Annotated in this window: 22 protein-coding genes; 18 read left to right on the top strand and 4 right to left on the bottom strand. The window is 43.8% G+C overall.

Translation table 11 applies throughout. The features are described from left to right. Nucleotides 1-91: 91 nt before the first annotated feature. Together LPY66_RS04600 and LPY66_RS04605 are read left to right on the top strand one after the other, a co-directional pair. Nucleotides 92-1,087 carry an XdhC family protein gene (locus tag LPY66_RS04600; RefSeq protein WP_337986921.1) on the top strand — a complete coding sequence of 332 codons (996 nt, stop codon included), beginning with the start codon at nucleotides 92-94 and terminating at the stop codon, nucleotides 1,085-1,087. 86 nt (nucleotides 1,088-1,173) lie between these two features. Beyond that, nucleotides 1,174-1,911 (top strand): DUF421 domain-containing protein, encoded by a 738-nt coding sequence (locus LPY66_RS04605; RefSeq protein WP_337986922.1) that lies wholly within the window; start codon nucleotides 1,174-1,176, stop codon nucleotides 1,909-1,911. Between the two features lie 56 nt (nucleotides 1,912-1,967). Here LPY66_RS04605 and LPY66_RS04610 read toward each other — a convergent pair whose 3' ends face one another. Next, nucleotides 1,968-2,288, bottom strand: a complete 321-nt coding sequence (locus LPY66_RS04610; RefSeq protein ID WP_337986923.1) for a YmaF family protein — start codon at nucleotides 2,286-2,288, stop codon at nucleotides 1,968-1,970. Nucleotides 2,289-2,445: 157 nt separating this feature from the next. Here LPY66_RS04610 and LPY66_RS04615 point away from each other — a divergent pair, with 157 nt between their 5' ends. From LPY66_RS04615 to LPY66_RS04685, 15 genes are all read left to right on the top strand, one after another. Next, on the top strand, nucleotides 2,446-2,808 hold the full coding sequence (locus LPY66_RS04615) for a DUF2334 domain-containing protein (protein WP_337986924.1): 363 nt from the start codon (nucleotides 2,446-2,448) through the stop codon (nucleotides 2,806-2,808). Between the two features lie 93 nt (nucleotides 2,809-2,901). Continuing rightward, the gene (locus tag LPY66_RS04620; protein ID WP_337986925.1) at nucleotides 2,902-3,420 is read left to right on the top strand and encodes a DUF2179 domain-containing protein; all 519 of its coding nucleotides are present in this window, start codon (nucleotides 2,902-2,904) and stop codon (nucleotides 3,418-3,420) included. A gap of 543 nt (nucleotides 3,421-3,963) precedes the next feature. Continuing rightward, a complete protein-coding gene (locus LPY66_RS04625; RefSeq protein WP_337986926.1) occupies nucleotides 3,964-5,382 on the top strand; it encodes a sigma-54 interaction domain-containing protein in 1,419 nt (472 codons plus the stop codon). Nucleotides 5,383-5,711: 329 nt separating this feature from the next. Then, nucleotides 5,712-7,286: an acyl CoA:acetate/3-ketoacid CoA transferase gene (locus LPY66_RS04630; protein ID WP_337986927.1), complete on the top strand. Its 1,575-nt coding sequence runs from the start codon at nucleotides 5,712-5,714 to the stop codon at nucleotides 7,284-7,286. Between the two features lie 7 nt (nucleotides 7,287-7,293). Beyond that, nucleotides 7,294-8,433, top strand: a complete 1,140-nt coding sequence (locus LPY66_RS04635; protein ID WP_337986928.1) for an acyl-CoA dehydrogenase family protein — start codon at nucleotides 7,294-7,296, stop codon at nucleotides 8,431-8,433. 17 nt (nucleotides 8,434-8,450) lie between these two features. After that, nucleotides 8,451-9,590 (top strand): acyl-CoA dehydrogenase family protein, encoded by a 1,140-nt coding sequence (locus tag LPY66_RS04640; protein WP_337986929.1) that lies wholly within the window; start codon nucleotides 8,451-8,453, stop codon nucleotides 9,588-9,590. A gap of 54 nt (nucleotides 9,591-9,644) precedes the next feature. Next, a complete protein-coding gene (locus LPY66_RS04645) occupies nucleotides 9,645-10,424 on the top strand; it encodes an electron transfer flavoprotein subunit beta/FixA family protein (protein ID WP_337986930.1) in 780 nt (259 codons plus the stop codon). A gap of 31 nt (nucleotides 10,425-10,455) precedes the next feature. After that, nucleotides 10,456-11,391: an electron transfer flavoprotein subunit alpha/FixB family protein gene (locus tag LPY66_RS04650; RefSeq protein WP_337986931.1), complete on the top strand. Its 936-nt coding sequence runs from the start codon at nucleotides 10,456-10,458 to the stop codon at nucleotides 11,389-11,391. A gap of 33 nt (nucleotides 11,392-11,424) precedes the next feature. Then, nucleotides 11,425-12,708 (top strand): FAD-dependent oxidoreductase, encoded by a 1,284-nt coding sequence (locus LPY66_RS04655; protein ID WP_337986932.1) that lies wholly within the window; start codon nucleotides 11,425-11,427, stop codon nucleotides 12,706-12,708. Next, the gene (locus LPY66_RS04660; protein ID WP_337986933.1) at nucleotides 12,705-12,998 is read left to right on the top strand and encodes a ferredoxin family protein; all 294 of its coding nucleotides are present in this window, start codon (nucleotides 12,705-12,707) and stop codon (nucleotides 12,996-12,998) included. Before LPY66_RS04655 ends, LPY66_RS04660 begins: the two co-directional genes overlap by 4 nt. Before the next feature lie 168 nt (nucleotides 12,999-13,166). Continuing rightward, a complete protein-coding gene (locus LPY66_RS04665; protein ID WP_337986934.1) occupies nucleotides 13,167-14,702 on the top strand; it encodes a class I adenylate-forming enzyme family protein in 1,536 nt (511 codons plus the stop codon). Nucleotides 14,703-15,232: 530 nt separating this feature from the next. Beyond that, nucleotides 15,233-15,685 (top strand): GtrA family protein, encoded by a 453-nt coding sequence (locus LPY66_RS04670; RefSeq protein ID WP_337986935.1) that lies wholly within the window; start codon nucleotides 15,233-15,235, stop codon nucleotides 15,683-15,685. A 4-nt stretch (nucleotides 15,686-15,689) separates the two neighbouring features. Beyond that, nucleotides 15,690-17,264 carry an NAD(P)/FAD-dependent oxidoreductase gene (locus tag LPY66_RS04675; protein ID WP_337986936.1) on the top strand — a complete coding sequence of 525 codons (1,575 nt, stop codon included), beginning with the start codon at nucleotides 15,690-15,692 and terminating at the stop codon, nucleotides 17,262-17,264. A gap of 9 nt (nucleotides 17,265-17,273) precedes the next feature. Further along, the gene (locus LPY66_RS04680; RefSeq protein ID WP_337986937.1) at nucleotides 17,274-18,794 is read left to right on the top strand and encodes a hypothetical protein; all 1,521 of its coding nucleotides are present in this window, start codon (nucleotides 17,274-17,276) and stop codon (nucleotides 18,792-18,794) included. Then, on the top strand, nucleotides 18,794-19,138 hold the full coding sequence (locus LPY66_RS04685) for a hypothetical protein (protein WP_337986938.1): 345 nt from the start codon (nucleotides 18,794-18,796) through the stop codon (nucleotides 19,136-19,138). Before LPY66_RS04680 ends, LPY66_RS04685 begins: the two co-directional genes overlap by 1 nt. 15 nt (nucleotides 19,139-19,153) lie before the next feature. On the opposite strand, the gene yedF is transcribed toward LPY66_RS04685, so the two are convergent. The 3 genes from yedF to LPY66_RS04700 are packed head-to-tail and all read right to left on the bottom strand — an operon-like array spanning nucleotide 19,154 to nucleotide 20,970. Beyond that, nucleotides 19,154-19,492 carry a sulfurtransferase-like selenium metabolism protein YedF gene (gene yedF / locus LPY66_RS04690; protein ID WP_337986939.1) on the bottom strand — a complete coding sequence of 113 codons (339 nt, stop codon included), beginning with the start codon at nucleotides 19,490-19,492 and terminating at the stop codon, nucleotides 19,154-19,156. A 28-nt stretch (nucleotides 19,493-19,520) separates the two neighbouring features. Then, nucleotides 19,521-19,751, bottom strand: a complete 231-nt coding sequence (locus tag LPY66_RS04695) for a DUF3343 domain-containing protein (RefSeq protein WP_337986940.1) — start codon at nucleotides 19,749-19,751, stop codon at nucleotides 19,521-19,523. A 4-nt stretch (nucleotides 19,752-19,755) separates the two neighbouring features. Then, nucleotides 19,756-20,970 (bottom strand): aminotransferase class V-fold PLP-dependent enzyme, encoded by a 1,215-nt coding sequence (locus LPY66_RS04700; protein ID WP_337986941.1) that lies wholly within the window; start codon nucleotides 20,968-20,970, stop codon nucleotides 19,756-19,758. A 302-nt stretch (nucleotides 20,971-21,272) separates the two neighbouring features. Between LPY66_RS04700 and LPY66_RS04705 the strand changes: the two genes are divergently transcribed. Next, nucleotides 21,273-22,157: an RluA family pseudouridine synthase gene (locus LPY66_RS04705; protein ID WP_337986942.1), complete on the top strand. Its 885-nt coding sequence runs from the start codon at nucleotides 21,273-21,275 to the stop codon at nucleotides 22,155-22,157. Nucleotides 22,158-22,182: the final 25 nt, after the last annotated feature.

Consider the following 22,182-nt stretch of genomic DNA (forward strand, 5'->3'; position numbering starts at 1 on the left):
GCAGCTTTTGGTCAAATGGTCAGAACTACCGGCAATTTTACAAAAATTTTGGGATATATGTGTGATTACAAATTAAATAGGGGTGGTTTATTTGGAAAATTCAATATTGAGCGTTCTCAGGCAAAATAATTCAGAGAAATTTGTATTGGCAACGATCATACAGACATACGGTTCGACGCCAAGAATGCCGGGCACAAAAATGCTGGTTGGCGAAGATGGCTTACTCGCGGGAACGATTGGTGGCGGAATGGCAGAGAAGACTGTCTGTCAAAGGGCGCTGCAGCTTTTGCAGATGAATGAAAGCACTGAAATAACTGCTGAAATACAATATGGATTGCCAACATGTGGGGGTAGTGTTGATATACTTATGGAACTTCATCCAGACAAGAATTTTTGGCATTTTGTCAATGATATTCAGTCGAACGGAAAAGAGGCGGTGATCTTGACAGCCTTATTTCCACCGTACCAAAAAAGCATTCACGGTATTGATGCAACAGTCGTCCATGGTGTAGCTCAACCAAATCTGAAATTGTCAGACCAAGATAGGCAAAGGATTTTTCAAGATAAGCGTACTGTAATTATTGGTAAGGAAAAAGAAATTTGGCTCGCGGAACCATTGGCGAGAATCGAAAAACTATTAATTTTGGGAGCTGGTCATGTTGGTAAATGGGTAGCCTATGGGGCTAAGCCGCTTGATTTTCAAGTTACAGTTATTGATGAAAGAGAAGATTTTGCGCAATTAGAACAACTTCCGGGAGCGGATGCGGTTATCTGCCGTGATTTTATTTCAGGGATTCAGAGTTTTCAGCCGGATACTGATACCTATGTTGTGATTGCAAGCTGGAGCCATCAGACCGATGCGGATTGTCTGGAAGAAGTCTTGAAATACGAGGTTCCTTATGTTGGAATGCTGGGGAGTACAAAAAAGATATCCGGAATTGTCAGCAATTTGCAGAACAAAGGTATTACTACCGAAAAACTTGAACAGTTAAGGGCGCCGATCGGTTTGGATATTCGAGCAAAAACTCCTCAGGAAATTGCAATTGGTGTATTGGCCGAGATCATCTCTATCAGAAGAAGAGAATAAATTCTACATAAACAAAGTGGGAAAAATATTAAGGCGTATAAATAACTAACATTAAATGTATAATACGCATAATAAAGGGGGGAGTTATGCGGATGTTTAATATGAACGATAACACCATCGGTATTTTAGATATTGTGATCAGAAGTATACTATCGGTTTTAGTCTTATTTTTATTAACCCACTTGCTGGGGAAAAAGCAGCTTTCTCAATTAAGTTTTTTTGATTACATCATCGGTATTTCTATTGGTTCTATAGCAGCATCCTTAGCGATCGATGATGAGATTCCTTATCTGCATGGAGCGTTAGGAATACTAATTTATGGAGGGTTTGTATTGCTATCTTCTTATCTATCCCGCAAAAGTTTTCGAGCCAGGAAATTTTTATGTGGAGTGCCGACCATACTTATACAGAATGGCAAATTAATCGAACAAAATTTAAGAAAGGCCCGGTTTCATATTAATGAAGTATTGGAAGAATGCAGGAATAAAGGAGCATTTAGCATTAGTGAAGTAGAAACTGCAATACTTGAAACCAGCGGGCAAGTTAGTATTCAACTTAAAGCACAAAAACAGCCTTTAACCCCTGAAGATATGAATATTTCCCCTTCAGCTAAAGGTATTGCTGCTAATCTGATCATTGACGGGACGGTCTTGACAAAACATCTTACCTTGGTAAATAGAGATGACAATTGGTTAAAGGAGGAACTGAAAAAACAAAATGTTCATTCACCCCAAGAAGTATTACTGTGTTCTCTTGATTATAACGGTACTTTGCATGTAGATTTAAAAAAAAGTGATCCGGTACCCTTAGATGTACTTGAATAGTGTTCTTAGATGTGTATTTTAACCAGAAAACCAATGCTTTCTGGCTAATGGAAGAATTAGAAGAGCCGGGTTTTACTTTCATTACCCGTTAAAGATTTATAGTAGTGGCGATGTCCCTGGTCGATTGTTGTAGGACCTTGATATTCATGAGTATGCCCGCCTCCGGCGAATGGTATTGCCGGTCCTGTCACTCCTGAGTATTGATGACAGTGCGCATTGTTATAAGTTGTTATGCCATCATAAGAATGAACATGAGAATCACCGTAAGGGATTTCATAACTGGACACACCATTCATTCTATGAAGATGACCATGATCATAAGTGGTTTCGTTATAATAATCATGAACGTGATGACCTTTCACTTGTTTTGTTAACACTCCTTTTCACTATTCTTATTTTGTTAAGTTATCCAATAACAATAATATAGAGATGCTGGTTGACTAATTTAAAATAACTACGAAGGCTAAATAATCGCAGAAGTGAGAATTTGTCTTCGTGGTTTTTTATTTGTTTTATCCTTTATTAAAAAAGGTAATGACACAGCAGAAAATGATTATTGACATATGCAATTTTTTTGATCCCGCAATCAATTATGACAAGTCGATCGATCAGACAGAAGATCCCATCGTCATGGCCTTTAACGATACGATAGAGTACCTTCAAACTGATTGCCATGCGTATATTGGTATGCATGGCTATACGCATCAATATGGGAATTCCAGATCCGCTGATGGGTATGAATTTAACCATTTTGGACCATGGGCAGCAGAGGAAAAAATGCAGCCATTGATATTCAAGCAAGAGGATTTTGGAAGGCCGTGCATCGTGGCCAGGCATCCGACGTCGGCTCATGGCGATTTTGATATTGCTTATAATGTTATATTTAATAGAACATGATAGATATTTTTCTTTTGATCAGGATACTTTATAATTGATTTATGATTAAAACGAAATAATTTCCGAACGAAATAAAAGGAGAACGTATGTTGTATGAACCAGGCCATCTTGTTTGTCCTATTAATCATGGTCATAAATATTACCTTTGTGTCGCTGACTACCGTGCGGTTTATTCTGGTGATCAAGGGGTTAACCGCCTATGCTTCGCTATTGTCCATGGTTGAAGTGTTTGTGTATATTTCGGGATTGACAATTATTCTGAACAACTTGAACAGCTACTGGAATATTGCTGCTTATTGTATCGGATACGGTATCGGCGTGTTTCTGGGAAGCAAAATTGAAGAAAAGCTTGCGCTTGGGTACTTAACAGCTCAGGTTATCATTGATACCTTGGATGATCCGTTAACCGAAGTGTTACGGGAACGTGGTTTTGGCGTTACGAGCTGGTTAGGCGAGGGTAGAGACGGAAAACGCACGGTTATGTTGGTCTTAGCTAAGAGAAACCGCCAGCAGGAGCTGATGGAAATTATTGATCAGTCCTGTCCCAGTTCGTTTGTCTTCTTTCAGGAACCTAAAAACTTCAGAGGGGGCTTTCTAGCAGGAAGAAGGTAGCAGCTTTATATTTGGAGGAGATTATGTAATAGTATTCGATGGAAAACACAAAATATTTTAGTTAGTGTCAAAGACCCGCGCTTTGAACCTACCTTGACCGAACCTAATTGATCTCCTATAATAATATATAGACCCACATGCCGCGATGCGGCACCATCAAAGAATGAAAACCACAATCTTGGAAATTAATACCCTATACAGCTAGCGAATCGAGTTCAATGTTGAAAGTTGCAAATTAAAGGGACTTTTGTACTCGATTAGCCCAAGGTTGGAGCTAAAAATCGTCTGTGGGTCTAGGGAAATGTTTTATCATTGGGTAATAAAAAACTATGTTTTCAGGGTAGAATTTATTAGATTCAGTCGACAAGCTGAGATTAGAAATAAGAATTAAGAAATAGAATATTAAGCACAGAAAATATTAACAGTAACTGCTATCAAAAAGCTAGTTTTGTAGCTATTAATTTCAAAATTTTATAAAAGTTGATGATGAAAAGATTGGCTGGCAAGTGAGTAGAGCGCGAGATAACTCAAAGGAGTGATCTTATGCCATCTAATAATCGGACTGTAAACATGGGAATCTCTTGTGTAACTGAAAGTGATCATTATAGAGTTTTTGAATCCCTACCTCATTCACTATTTATTCTTGATCCGAAGGGGAATGTTTTATTATCAAATTCTACTCCTCCTGTGACATTAGGAATGACTTTGGATCAATTTTTAAAGTCCAATGTGAAACAGCTTGTTCAGGAAGGATTTTATGATCATTCGTTTTCAGCTGAAGCAGCTCAGGATAAATGCGAAAAAGGAGGGTTAATCAAGACAAAACTGAATATCTCGATCATCTCATTGAGTACACCTGTACTTGATGAAAATGGAAAAGTCAAACTCGTTGTGACAACCTCCTTGCCTAAACTCGCAATGGAGAAATTAAATATTAGAGAAGTGCAAGAATATAACGCGCTTCGCAACAGGGAGATTGAATATTTACGTACGCGGGTTCTTGAAAGCGACAAAGTGATTGCTGAAAGTCCCTTAATGCGCAAAGTTTTCCTTTCAGCCCATGCGGTTGCCCAGACTGACAGTACAGTCATGTTGTATGGAGAGTCCGGAACAGGGAAGGAAGTTCTTGCTCAATATATTCACCGGCACAGCAAAAGGGAGCAAGGACCTTTTGTCACTGTTAATTGTGCAGCCTTGCCCGAGCAATTAGTCGAATCCGAGCTCTTCGGTTATGAGAAAGCTGCTTTTACAGGAGCATCTGCACATGGAAAAGCGGGACTGTTTGAAGCAGCTAACCACGGTACGCTGTTTTTAGACGAAATTGGGGAGCTTCCCCTTTCTTTTCAGGCAAAACTGTTGAGAGTGGTGGAAAGCGGTCAATTAAGACGAATTGGAGGACTCAATGACCGGCCAATTGATGTTCGATTGGTTGCTGCGACGAACAGGAACTTAGAAAAGATGACGGAAGTTGGTTCGTTCCGGAGTGATTTGTTTTATCGTCTGAATGTTTTTCCGATTCACATTCCTCCGCTGCGTGAACGACGGGAAGATATTATTCCTTTGGCCACCATGTTTATGGAATTGTTTAGAAAAAAATATAACCCTGCTGCCGAACTTGACTTGGATACTCTTCTCTCTCTGCAATCCCATGATTGGCCGGGAAATGTCAGGGAATTAAGAAATGTGATCGAAAGACAGGTTATCAATAGCCTAATGATTACATCATCAGGAAAAGATTTGGAACAGATATCATCTTTATTACCAAGAGAATATCAAGATGATTACTTATTAGGCCATAAGGGTACTTTAAAAGAAGTTCTTAGAGATGTTGAAAAGAAATATATCACCAAAGTTTTGATAGAATCCGGTGGTAAATTGGGTTTAACTGCTGATAAACTGGGTATCTACCGAACAAGCTTATACCGCAAACTTAAAGAATTTATGATAGAAAACGATCTATAATTTAGAATGTAAAATAAATAAAGATGTCTTTAAACTACACAATGTTTAAAGACATTTTTATTTATGCACCAAGAAGTGACTCACACGTGTAGATGATTTATTTTTGGATAAACTAAAATGAACCAAAAATGCAACATAACAATTTTGCTTATAGCGTAAAGCTCTATTAACGGTACACGGATAGGCTGACGAAGAATCAAAATACCTGTTGTTTTTACTGTTTCTCAAGAAACATGAAGTACCAAGGCGTCTGGCCCGATAATTGCAATTGAAATAGGGTGTAAAGTTCAGTCATTATTTCTCAATCATTATTTAAGGAGGGAACAATAATGCCGGAAATTATTACTGCGGAACAAGCTGCTGAATTGATAAGAGATGAATCTACGGTAGCAGCAAGTGGTTTTGGTCTTGCCCAATGGAGTGAAGAGGTGGCTCTTGCTATCGCGAAAAGGTACACCGATACCGGTCATCCTAAGAATATCCAATTAGTCCATAGTGCTGCCCTAGGTGACTGGAAAACCAGAGGTGTCACCCATCTGGGGATCGAAGGACTTGTCAAAAGATGGATCGGTGGTCATATCGGTTCAGCCTTTGATCTGATAAAACTTTTGTATGATAATAAACTTGAAGCATATTGCTTACCGCAGGGAGTTATGGTTCAGCTTTGGCGGGAAACAGCGGCTAAAAGAGCCGGGCTGCTTACCAAGGTAGGCTTAGGAACTTTTGTTGATCCCCGGATTGACGGAGGTAAGATGAATCCCGTCACCACGGAAGACATTGTCAAAGTCGTCGAATTTGAAGGGGAAGAATGGCTGTTCTATAAAAGATTCCCGGTCGATTATGCTTTAATCCGCGGAACGACAGCTGATGAAAACGGCAATATTACCATGGAAAAAGAAAGCATGATTATGGATGGTCTCCCGCTGGCTCAAGCCACCAAAAACAGCGGCGGCAAGGTTATTGTCCAGGTTGAGTATTTGGCGAAAGCCGGTACGCTGCATCCCAAACAAGTAGTCATTCCCGGTATTCTGGTAGATTATGTCGTTGTGGCCACCAAACAGGAAGCTTGCTGGCAAACTGAAGGTGTGTACTATAATCCGGCTTTTAGCGGGGAGATTAAGATTCCTTTAAATGCTATTCCCCCGCTTCCCTTGGATGAACGCAAGATTGTAGCCCGTCGGGCTGCCATGGAGCTGATTCCTAATGCTGTGGTGAATTTAGGCGTGGGCATTCCCAGCGATGTTGCAGCCATTGCCAATGAAGAGGGCGTCAGTGAGATGATGACCATGACAACTGAGTCCGGCGGTGTTGGCGGTGTTCCGGCCAGCCTTCCCCACTTTGGAAGCTCCTATAATGCGGAAGCGCTCGTTGATACCTATGCTCAGTTTGACTATTATGACGGTGGTGGTATTGACGTAACATTTGTTGGTCTTGCTCAAACCGATAAAGATGGGAACGTTAACGTCAGTAAATTTCGCGGTAGGGCTATTGGAATCGGTGGTTTTATGAATGTGACTTCCAATGCAAAAAAAGTTGTCTATTGCGGTACCTTTACAGCCGGAGGATTAGAAGTGAAGGTTGAAGAAGGTAAGCTCAGTATCGTTCAGGAAGGAAAAAACAAAAAATTTGTTGACGCTGTAGAGCAAATTACCTTCAGCGGTAAGTATGCTCAGAAGAAAAAGCAACCGGTTATCTACATTACGGAGCGGGCTGTGTTTGTATTAGAAGATGGAGGACTGACGCTCACAGAGATTGCTCCCGGCATAGATTTACAAAAAGATATCTTGGACCTGATGGAGTTCCAGCCCAAGGTTTCCCCGAACTTGAAAACAATGCCGGCTGAGATCTTTCAGCCTAAGTTCGGAATTCTCAAAGAAGCTATTGAAGCCAATAAGAAAGGTTGATGAAACGATGCTCGATAAGTCTCTTACTCCTGAACAACAAGAATATCAGCAACTGGCGCGGGATTTTACCGCGAAGCATATTATTCCTGTAGCGTCTGAATACGACCGCACCGGTGATTTTCCCGAGTTCATTCTTAAGGAAGTTAAAGAGGCCGGAATAAATTGTATGGCGGTACCAAAAGAATATGGCGGACCGGGACTGAGTTCGCTGATCCAATCCATCGTTGTCGAAGAATGGGGTTACGGTTGTGCCGGATTTGCAACAACGCTAGCAGGCAATGGATTGTCAACATATCCCGTACTCATCGCCGGAACTGATGAACAAAAAAAGTCTTTTTACCCCTATATCGTAAACGGCGGAATGGGAGCATTTGCGCTAACAGAACCGGGGGCCGGTTCAGATGCAGGTGGAGTCGCCACGGTGGCTAAACGTGAAGGAGATGAGTACGTCATTAATGGCACCAAGTGCTTTTGCACCACAGGCAGCTATGCCAGTGTCTTCATCATCTTTGCTTCTACCGACCCCAGTCTGGGAACCAAGGGGATCAGCGCCTTCATCGTAGAACGGGAGCGCGAAGGCTTAACGATTGGGGCTGTTGAGCATAAACTGGGTATCCGCAGTTCCAATACAGTCGAAGTTCTGTTGAAAAATGTCAGGGTACCTGCTGCTCACTTGCTTGGGCAAGAAGGTGACGGGATGAAGATTGCCATGAAAACCTTGGATATGGCCAGACCGATTGTTGGTGCTATTGGCGTGGGTTTAGCCCGGAGAGCCATGGACGAATGCATTAAATATGTCAAAGAAAGATTGGATATTAACGGAAAGCCCTTGGCAGCACATCAGAATGTTCAATTCAGAATAGCCGATATGGCCATTCAGGTGGAAGCTGCCAGGCAGCTCTTACGCCGTTGCATGAGTCTCAAAGAGGCCGGTTTGCCATATTCCAAAGAATCTGCCATGGCCAAGACATTTGCTACCGATACGGCGATGAAAGTATCGGCTGAGGCAGTTGATTTAATGGGTGAATTTGGGTATTCGTTGGACTCGGTTGTAGAAAAGTTAATGCGTGATGCCAAAGTGATGCAAATATACGAAGGAACAAACCAGATTCAACGGATGGTTATTGCCGGACAGTTGCTTAGATAGGAATAAGGAGGATTAGCATGAGTTACGCTTTAAGCGAAGAACAAAGTTTAATTCAGCAAGTAGCGCGGGAATTCGCGCAAGAATATGTCGAGCCTTTGGCTGTAGAAATTGATCTTAAGGATGAGCATCCTGCAGAGTTACTGCAAAATATGGGTGAACACGATTTTCTGGGATTGTTCATTCCTTCAGAATATGGCGGAGCGGATTCGGATTATTTGAGCTATGTTTTGGCAGTGGAAGAAATCTCCCGTTTAAGCGGCTCCGTGGGATCCATTCTCATCAACCATAGTTCCCTTGCGGTATACGCTATAAACCGTTGGGGATCTGGGCAGCAGAAGGAGAACTATCTGCCTGGAATGTGCCAGGGGAAAAATATAGGCTCATTTGCCTATGCTGAAACCGGTGCTGCACCTGGAGTTGGATCGGCAAAACTGGTGGCTACCCAAGAGGGTAACGGTTATGTCCTTAATGGCCGCAAGTCGTACGTGGCCAACGGCGGGGTAGCTGATATTTATGTCGTTGTGGCTTTAACCGATCCAGAGGCCGGAATGAAAGGAATGAGTGCTTTCATCGTAGACGCAACGACCCCAGGCTTATCTGTAGGCCGTAAAATTGAAAAAATGGGGTTGCGCGGCTGCCAGTCCACCGAACTGATTTTCGACAATGTGCAGGTAACGAAAGAAAACCTGCTTGGTGCGGAAAACCAAGGGCAAGCCATCATTGCTGAAGCTTATGCAGTTGCCGCGGTGGCCAAAGGTGCTCAGGTTGTCGGAATTACCCAGGCAGCTTTAGAGGATGCGGTCAAGTATTCTCAACAGAGGGTTCAGTTCCGCCGCCCGATTTCGAACTTTCCGGCCGTTCAGGCCATGTTGGCCAGGATTGCAACAAATCTGCATATGACTCGTTTAGCTGTCTACCATGCCGCAGGCTTGATTGACAAGGGAGAGCCGTTTGCTTATGAAGCCGCTATCATTAAGAATTTTGTATCGGAAATAGGACACAGCTCCCTTATTGAGGCTATTCAAGTTGAAGGCGGTTACGGATATAGCCGGGATATGCCCGTATCACGCTTGTTCCGGGATCTGAAAGGCACGATGATTGCGGAAACTTCAGAGGAGTATCCTATTAAAACCATTGCCGCAGGGTTACTCGCCTGATGAAAATGAAAGGGTGGGGGTTAAGAAGTATTCCCCCTAGGAAAGGAGAAAAAAATGCCAAGAATTCTAGTTTGCTATAAATGGGTTTTAGATGAGCAGGACATTAAGATTAATCGCGATAACCTTTCCCTGGATACCAGTAAAGCCAAATATAAAATCGGTGAATATGACCGCAACGCCATAGAAGAAGGGGTACTACTGGCAGAAAAACTTGGAGGCAGTGTCGATGTGCTTACCTTTGGTACCGCTGCCGTCAAACAATCCTTGAAAGATGTGCTTTCACGCGGTCCTGAAAAAGCGTACTTCATTGGCGATCCTCTGGCTGAAAAGGCAGATGCTTCGGTGACGGCAGCGGTTCTGGCCGCAGCCATCCGGAAAATTGGTCCTTACGACATCATTCTCTGCGCAGAGGGAAGCACAGATGAATATAATCAGCAGGTTGCACCGCGGTTGGCTAAAATGCTCGATATTCCTGCTGTTACCTTTGTCAATAAACTTTCTCTTGAAGGGAATCAAGTGCAGGCAGCGCGTAAATTAGGCGACTGCACCGAAGTTCTCCATGTTGAAGGGGCCGCTGTGGTCAGTGTCATGCCCGAAATAAACAAACCGCGTATTCCAAGCCTTAAGCAGGTTCTGGCTGCAGCAAAAAAACCTTCCGAGGAACTAAAGCTTACTGATTTGCAGCTGGATGAGAAAGCGCTTACGCCGAAAGTTATCAAGCTGTCCATTCGTGGATTTGTGATGAACCGTAAGAACATCATTCATAAAGAACTCAGTCAGACTGATAACGTGGCCAAGCTTGTGGCTGAGCTTGCCAAAGAAGGAGTTTATTAAACCAAACCGACAATGGAAAGGAGTTAAAAAGATGCAAGGAATATGGATTTATTCTGAAGATAGCACCATTGCCAAACAATTGCTTACTGCCGGTCTTAATCTGAAAGAAGCAATGAATCAGCCTTTAGGGGTAATCACATTGGATGCAGGACAAGCAAAATCACTGATTGACTCAGGCGCAGATAAAGTCGTTGTCTTGAAAGGAGAAAATAACTGGCCGGAAAGCTATGCGGAGGCTATCGGCAAGTTTGCCGTTCAGGAAGAAACGGGAGTACTTCTCGTTGGAGGAACATTGCGTGGTAAAGACCTGGCTGCCAAAGTAGCCGTATCTTTAGATGCCGCGTTGGTAACAGATGCTCAAAGCATCAAAGCTGCAAATGGCTCCCTGGAAACAACCAGGCTCATGTACGGCGGGCTGGCTGTATGTACTGAACAGGTCTCGCTGCCGGCGGTTCTTACCGTACCGCCAAGTAATTTTGAGGAAGCCAAGCCGGTAGAGGGCAGGAAAGGTGAAACCAGTACCATAGATGTTTCAGAATTTGACCAACGAATTTCAGTTAACGAAGTATGTCCGATTGTACGACAGGGTGTGGATATTACAACGGCTGGCAAAATTGTCTGCGTTGGCCGCGGAATCAGCCAAAAAGAAGACTTGAAAATTGCCGAGGAACTGGCGCAGGCCATGGGCGCGGAAATAGCTTGTACCAGAGGTATTGCTGAAGATTACCACTGGTTGCCTGAAGAAAGGTACATTGGAATATCCGGACAGAAAGTGAAGCCGGAAGTCTACATCTCCATCGGCGTTTCTGGTCAGGTTCAGCATGTGGCCGGAATCAGGGATTCTAAAATTATTGTGGCGATAGATTCGAATGAAAAAGCTCCTATATTTGAAGCTGCAGATTATGGTATCGTGGGCGATCTCTACGAAGTAGTGCCGATGCTAACCGCAGCCCTTGGAAAAAAATAAACCGGCGCAAACAATGAGGAGGTGAATACCGGAATGTCGGGAGACGACAAATTTGATGCCATAATTATCGGAGCAGGCCCTGCCGGTTCAGCTTGTGCCTATACCTTGGCGAAAGCAGGCAAATCCGTATTGATGATTGAAAGAGGAAATACACCAGGAAGTAAAAACGTCACCGGTGGAAGGTTATACTCCTATGCCTTGGATTTGCTTGAACCAGGCCTTTGGGAAGAAGCTGCCCTGGAAAGAAAAGTAACCCATGAACAAATTATGATGCTCAGTAAGGAGCAGAGTGTAAAAATTGATTATTCCAATCCGGCCTATAACCTGGAAGGGCAGATTCCCCATTCCTTTACAGTTCTAAGAGCGGTATTTGACGAATGGCTGGCAGGTAAAGCTGAAGAAATGGGAGCCATGGTCGCTTGCGGAATCCTGGTCGATGACTTGATCGAAGAAAACGGGCGCATCGTAGGCGTCAAAGCAGGCGAGGATGATATGTATGCTGATGTGGTCATTGCGGCAGACGGCGTCAATTCTTTTATCGCTCAAAAAGCCGGAGTTTTTGGAGATCTTGAAGCGTCAACCCTGGGAGTAGGCGTTAAAGAAATCATTGAATTACCGGCTAAAACTATTGAAGAACGTTTCAATCTAAAAGACGGGGAAGGTACAGCCTTGCTTATCCTTGGCTGTACTGAGGGAATTCACGGAGGAGGATTCCTGTATACCAATAAAGAGAGTATCAGTCTGGGATGTGTATTTACCCCAACCGAGGCTGCTGAGAACGGGAGACAAATACACGATATTTTCCAGGACATGAAGATGCATCCTGCCATTCTGCCCTTATTGGAAGGGGGTCAAACCGTAGAATACGGAGCGCATCTGGTCAGGGAGGAGGGTTTTAGGGGAATTCCCCAAAAGCTTTACAAAGAAGGTCTTCTGGTGATAGGGGAAGCTGCTGGCTTTGTTATTAACGTAGGCTATTCCATCCGTGGAATTGACCTGGCCATTGTCAGCGGGATAGCTGCTGCTCAGGCCATCATTTCCGGGAAAGCACCGGGACCCGCTTATATGGAGCAGTTGGCAAGTTTGAAGCTACTCCCCTCCATGAAAGCGGTGGACCGATACTTTGATCTTCTGGAGATTCACCGCCTATATTCAACCTATCCCAATATTGCGACAGATGTATTCCATCTCTTATTTACCGTGGATGGCAATGAACCGCCTAATGTTAAGAAAGAAATGCTAAAAATCCTTAAAGAAAATAACTTATCTGTTTGGCAACTGATGAAAGACGGAATAAGGGGGGTTAAGTCGATATGAGTATAGAAAAAATGGAAGCAACGGAACTCCTGGGATTCAATAAATTTGAAGTGGATGAGGAAGAACCGCATATCGTTTTAGACAAGGAAATATGCAAAAAATGTCAGGAGAAACCTTGTCTAACAGTATGTCCGGCTGTATTATACACGCTGGATAAAAACGGGGATATCAGTTTCGACCATGCAGGCTGCCTGGAGTGTGGCACTTGCCGGGTAATGTGCAAGAACAAAGGGATACAAAAATGGACCTATCCCCGGGGGACCTTTGGCGTGAATTTCAGGTACGGGTAAAACCGGCAACCCTTGGAAGTGTTTACTAAAAACAGTTGGTTACCGGGGACCTGCGTAAAGGTATGCCCAAGCACCGCCATCGTCAGGCTGCTTTCCAAAAGTAGGCAATAATTATTTGTTGATAGATTGTTACCAAGCCATGACATGACAGTCCGCAGGAGGATGAACATGAACTTAATCAGTATTATGCAAGAAAATGCCGGCCTGTTTTCTGACTCTGTCGCGGTTATTGACGGTGCGACCGAAAAATTCATAACCTATAAAGAGCTTTGGCGTCAGGTAAATGCTGTGGCCAGTGGATTAAAATCAATCGGAATAGCAGCCGGAGACCGTATAGGTTTATATCTGCCCAATGGCGCTGAATTCATTATTTCCTATTTTGCCATACTGATGATCGGGGCCATTGCTGTTCCCTTTGATATTTTATTTAGAAATTTTGAAATCAAATATATTTTAGAAAACTCATCGGCTAAAGCCGTTATAGGATTGGAAAGAGAACTAAGTCGGTTGCTTTCAATGCGTAATGAACTTCCAAATCTGCTATCGGTGGTTGGAGCCGGCGACCAGATGAATATTCAAGTAGATAGAAGATTGTCAGACTGGATCCAGGCCGAATGCCTGAATTATACAGAACCGGTTCAAATACTGGATAGTCAGCCTGCTGCGATTCACTATACATCGGGGACTACAGGGCGAATGAAGGGTGTCGTTCTCTCCCATTATAATATTGCGGTGAATACAAAAATTAACGGACATTATCTGCTTGGGTTGAACGATCAGGATAGGGTGTTAGGACTGTCGCCGTTTAATCATGTATACTATTTCCAGGTTGTTCTTGGGCCTCTGAGTGTAGGGGCTGCTGCTGTGACTTTGCCACGTTCTTCCCCACGACTGGCGCTGGAAGCAATTGAAAAATATCGGATAACGCATCTTTCGACAGTGCCAACCATGTTCCGTTACCTTCTTCAGCAATTTAAGGAAAAGAAATATGATTTAAGTTCCTGGCGAGTCGCCGGTTCCGCAGCCGCCAATATCAATCCGGATCTGGTTATGCAAATCAGGAATACATTTGGAGTTGATTTCTTTGATACCTATGGCAGTACCGAAGCGAGTTCAACCATAACCTATACCCGGCTGCGTCATTACAAAAGCGGATCGGTAGGAATGCCTGCCCATGGTTATATGGTAAAGGTAGTGGATGATCAGGAACTGGAGGTACCCGTAGGTGAAGTCGGTGAATTAGTTGTCCGAGGACCGGGTATTTTTAGAAATTACTGGGAATTGCCTGAAAAAACAGAAATAGCTTTTACGGTAGGCGGATGGTATAAGAGCGGGGATATAGCTCGTCTGGATCATGAAGGGTATGTCTATATCATTGGCAGAAAAAATGACATGATCATTTCCGGTGGTTATAAAATCTATCCTTTGGAAATAGAAGAAATGTTACTGAGCCATCCGGAGATAGCCGATGCCATCGTCGTCAAGAGAAAAGATCCCAATCTGGGAGAAGTTCCTGTAGGTTACGTCATTTTAAAATCCGGAGCAGAATTAACACCGGATCAAATCATAACTTTCTGCCAGGAACGGTTGGCAAAGTACAAATGCCCGCGAATAATTGAGATTAGATCAGATTTCCCACGCTCACCTTCAGGGAAAACTTTAAGAAGATGCCTGGAAAGTGAGAATAATAAGACACAGGAGTAATGCAGTTCCAGGATAATATTTCCAACTCTATAACTTTATGTCCAAAAAATGTGGCCAAAATTTATCAACAAGACTTGCAAAACGTTCGATTGCCGTGTCAAAATAGACTTAGATCAGCTGCTTTGAACAGCTAATCGAACAACCGGCGTTGAAAAAGTACCTGATCACTTCGCAAAGGGAGGGGGCTTGTTCGGCGCCTTCTTTATTGGACTTCTAAAAAGCGTAACAAAGAAGGGTTTTGGCTGTAAAAAAGAGCTCATTTTTTTGGGGCTATGAACTGTTATTTATTTCCATAAACTGCATAATTTTTTTTTTTACAGATAGTATTTTGACAATACAATGGCTATGATTATTTATCACCGATATAATTTAGCTTTTTATGCAGGCATATTGGAATTTTGATCGAATATATAAAAATCGCCATTGAATATAGCGAACCATGTTGATATCAATCGAATTATAGGAACTTATGAGCGGATGTGAGTCGTATTTTAAAAAAAAATGACTATATCGATATATTTAAAGAGTTCATGAAATATGTCGTTGCCGGAGGAATCGCGTTTATCGCTGATTTTTCCGTTCTATTTGTATTTCACGAGTATGTCCTGAAGGATCTGGCGTACTCGCTGTACATAGCGACATTTTTGGGGTTCATGGCCGGATTAACAGTCAATTATTTTCTTTCTCTAAAATTTGTTTTTTCCGCAGCGAGAAATACGTCCTTAGGACGCGGGTTAAAAAATCAAATGATATTTACCCTGATCGGCGTTGCCGGATTGGCCATTAACGAATTGGGTATGGTTATCGGTGTAGCGATTCTGGCTTTAGATTATAAGATCATTAAAGTCGTCGTAGCGGGGATCGTGATGGTTTGGAATTACGGTGCACGTAAACTTTTTATTTTTAATCGCAAATACCTTGCCCAGCACCATGTCATGGTAGTCTCAAAAGAAACAAAGAATGAAGAACAGGGAGAATGGTGAACGAATGCCTAAAAAAGCGCTTATCATCGGTGGAGGCCCGGCGGGGTTGACAGCCGCCTATACGTTACTGAAGCAAACTTCGATCATCCCCGTCATCGTTGAAAAAGAAGATTTTGTCGGGGGGATATCGCGGACAGCCAATCACAATGGCAATCGGATCGATATCGGAGGGCACCGTTTTTTTACCAAAAGTCCGGAAGTTCTAAATTTGTGGCACGCACTGATGCCGGTCCAGGGCAAACCGTCTATCGATGATATTCTGCTTAATAATAGCGAAAAAATTCTTGTTCCGGGTGGTCCGGATCCCGAAACTGTCGATAATGTTTTTCTCATCCGCAGAAGGGTATCCCGGATTCTTTACTTGCGAAAATTCTTTGATTACCCTATCAGCCTCAAACTGCAGACACTGACAAATCTAGGCTTTATCAATGTTATCAAGGCCGGCACGGCCTATGTCACTTCACAGGTATTCAAGCGGGAAGAAAAAACACTGGAAGACTTTATGGTCAACCGTTTCGGAACAGCCCTTTATAAAATGTTTTTTAAAGATTACACCTACAAAGTATGGGGCAAAGATCCCAGTGAAATCGCTGCGGATTGGGGGGCTCAACGAATCAAAGGCTTATCGTTGACAAAGGCCGTGATTCATATGCTGAAAAGCCCGTTTATGAAGAAGGACCTGGCTCAGAATAGCGTTGAAACCTCGCTTATTGAACTGTATACCTATCCCAAAAAGGGGCCGGGACAATTGTGGGAGGTCATGGCGGACCAGATCCGCGCCATGGGCGGGGAAATCCGATTGAATACCACGGCAGAAAAGTTTACATTAGCCAATGGAAAGCTTGTCTCTGCTGCCGTCAGGAACCATGAAAGCGGATTGCTGGAGAATATGGAAGCAGATTTCGTTATCTCCTCCATGCCGATCTGTGAGCTTGTGTCTGCTCTGGGACCGGATATCCCGGCAGAGGTTAACGCGGTGGCATCCGAATTACCCTATCGTGACTTTATCACCGTCGGGCTTCTGGTTAAGTCCATCAAGTTAAAGAATACAACGAAGATCCCAACCGTTAAGGATCGGGTACCGGATTGTTGGATCTATATTCAGGAACCGGATGTGAAAGTCGGCCGCTTACAGATGTTTAACAATTGGTCACCGTATATGGTTAAAGACTTTGAAAGTACAGTCTGGCTTGGTTTAGAATATTTCTGTGAAGAAGGCGACACCATGTGGACCATGTCCGACGATGATTTTATCGCATTCGCCATTGATGAAGCAGAAAGAATCGGTATACTAAATAAAGGCGATATCCTGGACAGTGTACGGATCAAGGTGCAGAAAGCGTATCCAGCCTATTTTGGAAGTTATAGCCGTTTTGATCTTGTCAAGGAACACTTGAATACCTATTCCAATCTATACTGTATCGGACGAAACGGACAGCATCGCTATAATAATATGGATCATTCCATGATGACCGCTATGGAGGCAGTCAGGCTAATTCAGAACGGCGAGAGCATGAATGACTCTCTGTGGAATGTCAATGCGGAAAAGGATTACCACGAAGAAGCAGACAAAAAGTGAGGATAGCAAATGGATCTGGGGCATACAACACGGAATGATATTTATGGTAAGACCCGGAGATTCTTATTCCTTATTTTCCTCTTGCCGTGTATGGCGAATTCTCTCCGGGAGATTGATAACGATTTCTGGTTTATTTTGAATCATGGTCGCTATGTTCTTGAACATGGGTTTCCGACGATAGAACCGTTTTCCATCCATGCCGGACTGAGTTTTGTTATGCAGCAGTGGCTGACTGCGGTTATTTTCCAGCTCATTTATACCGCACTTGGAACCGTCGGGATCAAACTTTTAGTATTTGTCTGTTATGTCATTAGCATTAGTGTTTTTTATAAATTATGCATGAGGTTGTCCAGGAATTTTTTCTTCTTATCCTATCTCTTGACCATTGCATTCAGCTTACTTATTTCTTTTTTTATGGTGGAACGCCCCTTTGTTCTGATGACGCTGATTCTTTTAGTTGAGATATACGCACTTGAAGCGTACGCAGAAAATGCAGATAAAAACAATGCGCGACGCCTGATAATTGCCTTGCCTATTTTATCGATACTCTTAGTCAGTATACAGGCATCGATGTGGCTGATGCTTTTTGTATTGCTACTGCCCTATGTTATCGGCTCATTTCGATTTAAAATCGGTGCCGTTTATGGGGAAACGCTGCCGAAGAAACCGATAGTTATCACGGTGGTATTAATGGCGGCAGCGGGTTTTGTCAACCCGTACGGCGGCGATGCCATGACCTATCTTCTCCGCTCCTATGGCGTCGATGAGATTAATTCACTTGTTGCTGAGATGTACCCCACAACAGTGACCAGCGGACTAGGGATGATTATGTTCGGGATGATCGTTGTGATTTTCCTTGCCTTTGTCTTATACCGGAACGACCGCATGCCGGTCCGGTATGTCTTGCTTGTTCTTGGCACGGCGTATCTAGGTCTGTCTTCCTACCGCGGTTTCATATTCTTTATTATCTGCGGGATATTCCCCCTCGCCGCTCACTACCGCGATTTTAAGATCCCTGAACTGAGTGGCAATAGCAGTCCGCGCACCTTGAAAATAAGGAAGATACTGATTGCTTTAGTGGGGTGCGCATTGATCTGTTTAGTGATTGCCGGCGGCAGCCAATATAAGAATTTAGCCTCCACACCAGGCAATAGTGAGTTGCTGAATGCCGCAGTGGCCGTGGTAAAGCAGGATCAAGAGCAGGGAAATGTCATCCTCTATACAGGATATAATGACGGGAATCTGGCAGAATATAATGGGATAAGGGCATATCTAGACACCCGGGCTGAGGTGTTTATCAAGAACAACAATCATAAAGAGGATATTCTTAAGGAATATTATGAACTGCAGACCGGCAGGCTGCATTATAAGACATTTCTGGAAAAATACCACTTTACGCATCTCATCTTAAATAAGAACAGCACTGAATTGCTTAGGACATATGTCGCACACGATCCTGAATATGTGATGATTTATGCCAATGACAGTTATGAAGTATACCGATTAAAAGCCTATAAAGGGGGAATATGATGACGGAGTATCATGCAGCCGCTTGGGTGATTCCTATGGAAAGCGGACTGAAAAAGAAACATATCGATAAGGTACTGCGGATGTTGCCGGAAGATAGCGAACTGGTCCCATTTGAAATTTTGGGGGAAGGTTCTTGCGCTTATGGGTTTGCTACAGTGGCCGTTATCGAAGAGGAAAACGGCCTGGGAGCGGTTATTGATCTGCTGGAGCCACTCGTCGAGGATTGGACGGAGGACGCCTCCGACTGCACGGTGACATTGCCCGGAGGGAAGAAAGCTTTTATCGGCTGTGACTATCGAACCGTTCTAGTCGGCAGAATAGAGCCCGAAGACCATCACCGTTAAATATGAAGCATTGGTTTAACCTATAGTGATCACTTTATCAGCCTGAGCCATTAAGTCCATATTCAGGTACATGTTCCCGATTTCGCCTACTTTGACCTGGTCCTTCAGATTATAATAATCAAGACAGATTCCGCACGCATAGAGGGTGACTCCCTTTTCGACCAGTGTCTTTAAGGTATGAAGCACGGGAGCTTCTTCTGTGACTAATTTGACGCCTTCATTGAGGAAAAGGATATGTGAGGGTAGGTTGTCGCCTTCACTCAGACTATATAAATAAGAATACATTAGTTTTTCGCCAAGAACAGCTTCTCCTTTTCCGAATCCTTTACCGGATATTAACAGAACATAATTCATTTTTTATTTGCTCCTTTAATGATTTTTTCTATTCCATTACGACAGTTTTCTCTATCAGAATGCCGTGTTCATTTAAGAATAACCCCACAGCCGACTGATTAATCGGATCGATTTGAATCGCCAGGCCGCATCCTTGGCTAATTTTCGGCGGAACTGGAATAAGTAAAAAGGGCCAGGAGCCGGCAGCAAGGCATTGTTCCGCTTCAAGTGTTTTATGGACAGACCCGAAAATCAGAGCACATTTTTCTTCCTTTTTCACTGGTCTAACCTCCGACAATGGCTTTGAGAGCATCGAGCAGGCCCCGAATGTCGTCGTCATTCTGGAAATAATTCAAACTTATACGCAGTGCGCCCTGATCGATGGTTCCGGCAGTCCGATGGGCGAGGGGTGCACAATGAAGTCCGGAGCGGGTTACGATATCGAAACGGTGATCCAGTTCCAGTGCAACCTCATCCGGTGTAAAATGATTGAAGATACAGGATACCAGGCCGACTCGGAGCTTGGGGTCATCCGGTCCAAGGATCCGAATCTCCGGAATAGCCCTTAATCCTTCCAGAAGTAGGGACATCAGGTCGAGCTCGTGTTTGCGGATCTTATCCAGGCCTTCGTTCAGAATAAAATCAACCGAGGAACCCAAGGCAGCTATACCGGGGGTATTCCGTGTGCCGCTCTCCATTCCTTCCGGCCAGGTATCGGGTTGTTCCAAGGTTAGAGAATGGAGGCCGGTACCGCCGAAGATCAAAGGATTAATTTTTAACCCCGGCCGGGTATAAAAACCACCCACACCTTGCGGGCCCATAAGGCTTTTATGACCGGTAAAAGCTAAAAAGTCGATCTGCATTGTATCGACATGGATGGGGATAACCCCGGCGCTTTGAGCGGCATCGACCATAAACAGACAGTTGTGCTTTTTGGCGACCTGCCCGAGTTCAGCAATGGGCAAAATTCGTCCCAAGACATTGGAGGCATGCGTGAAGCAGAATAACCGGGTATTCTGCTGAATGCACGCTTCGACATCGTCTATAGTCAGCAGACCATCGTGACTGCAGGGAACTGCCGTATAACTGACTCCCTTGGCTTTTAAATATTCCAGAGGACGGACGACGGCATTATGTTCGAGAGAACTGATGAGCACATGATCGCCCGGTTTAAGCAGACCCTGAAGTCCTACGTTGAGAGCTTCGGTCACATTTTGCGTAAATACGATCCGTTCGCTGTCGGTAATACCAAAAAGTGCGCTCAGGGATTTTCGCGTAAACAACAGCCCGCGTCCTGCTTGTAAGGACGCGCGATTGACGCCGCGTCCTGCATTACCGGCTTGTCTTAAAATACGGTCATGCGTGGCATAGACAACTTCCGGTTTTGGCCAAGACGTTGCTGCATTATCAAAGTAGTGCAAGGTATTCTCCCCTCGATTCGTTATCGTCGTTATATGCGTCATATGCATCATATTCTTTTTGGTCTTTTTAGTTTGCATATTCTTTATAGTCTTTATTATCTTTATAGGGTAGGATCATGTTTAACACGGATAGGGAATTGCCTGTTAGTGGCGATACCGATTCGTATTTATTGATTTAATCGATGGTGTATGATAGGTTTAATTTTAGCACAACACCTTATTCTTTGCACTTAAGGCATGGAACCTATCGGAATAATCCATAGATCATAGGCTATCATATCGAAAATTTCACTGAATACGATCATAGGCATCAGCCTATCTATTGGACAATCAGCGCGTAGCCCATCTGGGATTTTACGGCGTTCATGGCGGGGGTATCAATGAAACGATTTCAAACATATCACATTTCCGAAGACCACAAAGGATTATCCCTTGAGCATTATCTTAAAACAATACTGGCGTATTCGGGAAGAACCATTCAAAAATTGACCAGGCTTAATGGGATCAAACTTAATAATAAAAATGTCTTTCTGCAAAGGAGACTTCAGCAGGGCGATGTGTTGGCGGTACGGATACCCGATGACCGGTCTTATGGTGTTCTGCCTGAGAAAGGGCCTGTAGATATACTCTACGAAGATCAGGGAGTGATTGTGTTAAATAAACCGCCGCATCTGCTTGTCCATCCTGCGGGGCATACGTCAACGGGGACACTCGCCAATTTTCTGGCCGGTTATTTTCAGCAAAAAGGCGATGTGATTACCATCCGTCCTTTACACCGGCTGGATCGGGATACATCCGGCTGTATTGTTTTTGCCAAGGATTCCCGAACCCAGACGTTTTTAGAAAAAGGATTGTCAGATGGCCGTTTTAAACGCACGTATTGGAGCGTTGTCGAAGGGAAGATTGAACCAGCAAGCGGGATTATTGACATGCCGATCGGACCGCATCCAACCTTGCCCAACAGGCGAGCCGTTGACATCAATGGAGAAAGAGCGCTGACCCGATACACAACATTAAAAGCTTCAGAAAAATGGACACTCTTGGAGCTCAATTTGGAAACGGGAAGAACTCACCAGATTCGCGTCCATTTTGCCCATTTCGGGCATGCTGTGGTTGGCGATAAAATGTATGGGAAGCGCTCTCCACTGATTGACCGACAAGCCTTACATGCTAAATCAGTGACCTTTGTTCATCCGGCAAGCGGACAGCTTATTGAGGTACAAGCCCCGTTGCCTCCTGATTTGGCAAAGGTGATTGACGATTGATAAGATTAGATCTTACCACCACCAG

Source organism: Dehalobacter sp. DCM (genome assembly GCF_024972775.1).
Taxonomy (GTDB): Bacteria; Bacillota; Desulfitobacteriia; order Desulfitobacteriales; family Syntrophobotulaceae; genus Dehalobacter.

Coding starts and splice junctions, on each gene's coding strand:
- LPY66_RS04605 (WP_337986922.1), top strand. CDS start 1,174: ATGCGGATGTTTAATATGAACGATAACACCATCGGTATTTTAGATATT.
- LPY66_RS04615 (WP_337986924.1), top strand. CDS start 2,446: ATGACACAGCAGAAAATGATTATTGACATATGCAATTTTTTTGATCCC.
- LPY66_RS04620 (WP_337986925.1), top strand. CDS start 2,902: ATGAACCAGGCCATCTTGTTTGTCCTATTAATCATGGTCATAAATATT.
- LPY66_RS04625 (WP_337986926.1), top strand. CDS start 3,964: ATGCCATCTAATAATCGGACTGTAAACATGGGAATCTCTTGTGTAACT.
- LPY66_RS04630 (WP_337986927.1), top strand. CDS start 5,712: ATGCCGGAAATTATTACTGCGGAACAAGCTGCTGAATTGATAAGAGAT.
- LPY66_RS04635 (WP_337986928.1), top strand. CDS start 7,294: ATGCTCGATAAGTCTCTTACTCCTGAACAACAAGAATATCAGCAACTG.
- LPY66_RS04640 (WP_337986929.1), top strand. CDS start 8,451: ATGAGTTACGCTTTAAGCGAAGAACAAAGTTTAATTCAGCAAGTAGCG.
- LPY66_RS04645 (WP_337986930.1), top strand. CDS start 9,645: ATGCCAAGAATTCTAGTTTGCTATAAATGGGTTTTAGATGAGCAGGAC.
- LPY66_RS04650 (WP_337986931.1), top strand. CDS start 10,456: ATGCAAGGAATATGGATTTATTCTGAAGATAGCACCATTGCCAAACAA.
- LPY66_RS04655 (WP_337986932.1), top strand. CDS start 11,425: ATGTCGGGAGACGACAAATTTGATGCCATAATTATCGGAGCAGGCCCT.
- LPY66_RS04660 (WP_337986933.1), top strand. CDS start 12,705: ATGAGTATAGAAAAAATGGAAGCAACGGAACTCCTGGGATTCAATAAA.
- LPY66_RS04665 (WP_337986934.1), top strand. CDS start 13,167: ATGAACTTAATCAGTATTATGCAAGAAAATGCCGGCCTGTTTTCTGAC.
- LPY66_RS04670 (WP_337986935.1), top strand. CDS start 15,233: ATGAAATATGTCGTTGCCGGAGGAATCGCGTTTATCGCTGATTTTTCC.
- LPY66_RS04675 (WP_337986936.1), top strand. CDS start 15,690: ATGCCTAAAAAAGCGCTTATCATCGGTGGAGGCCCGGCGGGGTTGACA.
- LPY66_RS04680 (WP_337986937.1), top strand. CDS start 17,274: ATGGATCTGGGGCATACAACACGGAATGATATTTATGGTAAGACCCGG.
- LPY66_RS04685 (WP_337986938.1), top strand. CDS start 18,794: ATGACGGAGTATCATGCAGCCGCTTGGGTGATTCCTATGGAAAGCGGA.
- yedF (WP_337986939.1), bottom strand. CDS start 19,492: ATGAATTATGTTCTGTTAATATCCGGTAAAGGATTCGGAAAAGGAGAA.
- LPY66_RS04700 (WP_337986941.1), bottom strand. CDS start 20,970: ATGCAAACTAAAAAGACCAAAAAGAATATGATGCATATGACGCATATA.
- LPY66_RS04705 (WP_337986942.1), top strand. CDS start 21,273: ATGAAACGATTTCAAACATATCACATTTCCGAAGACCACAAAGGATTA.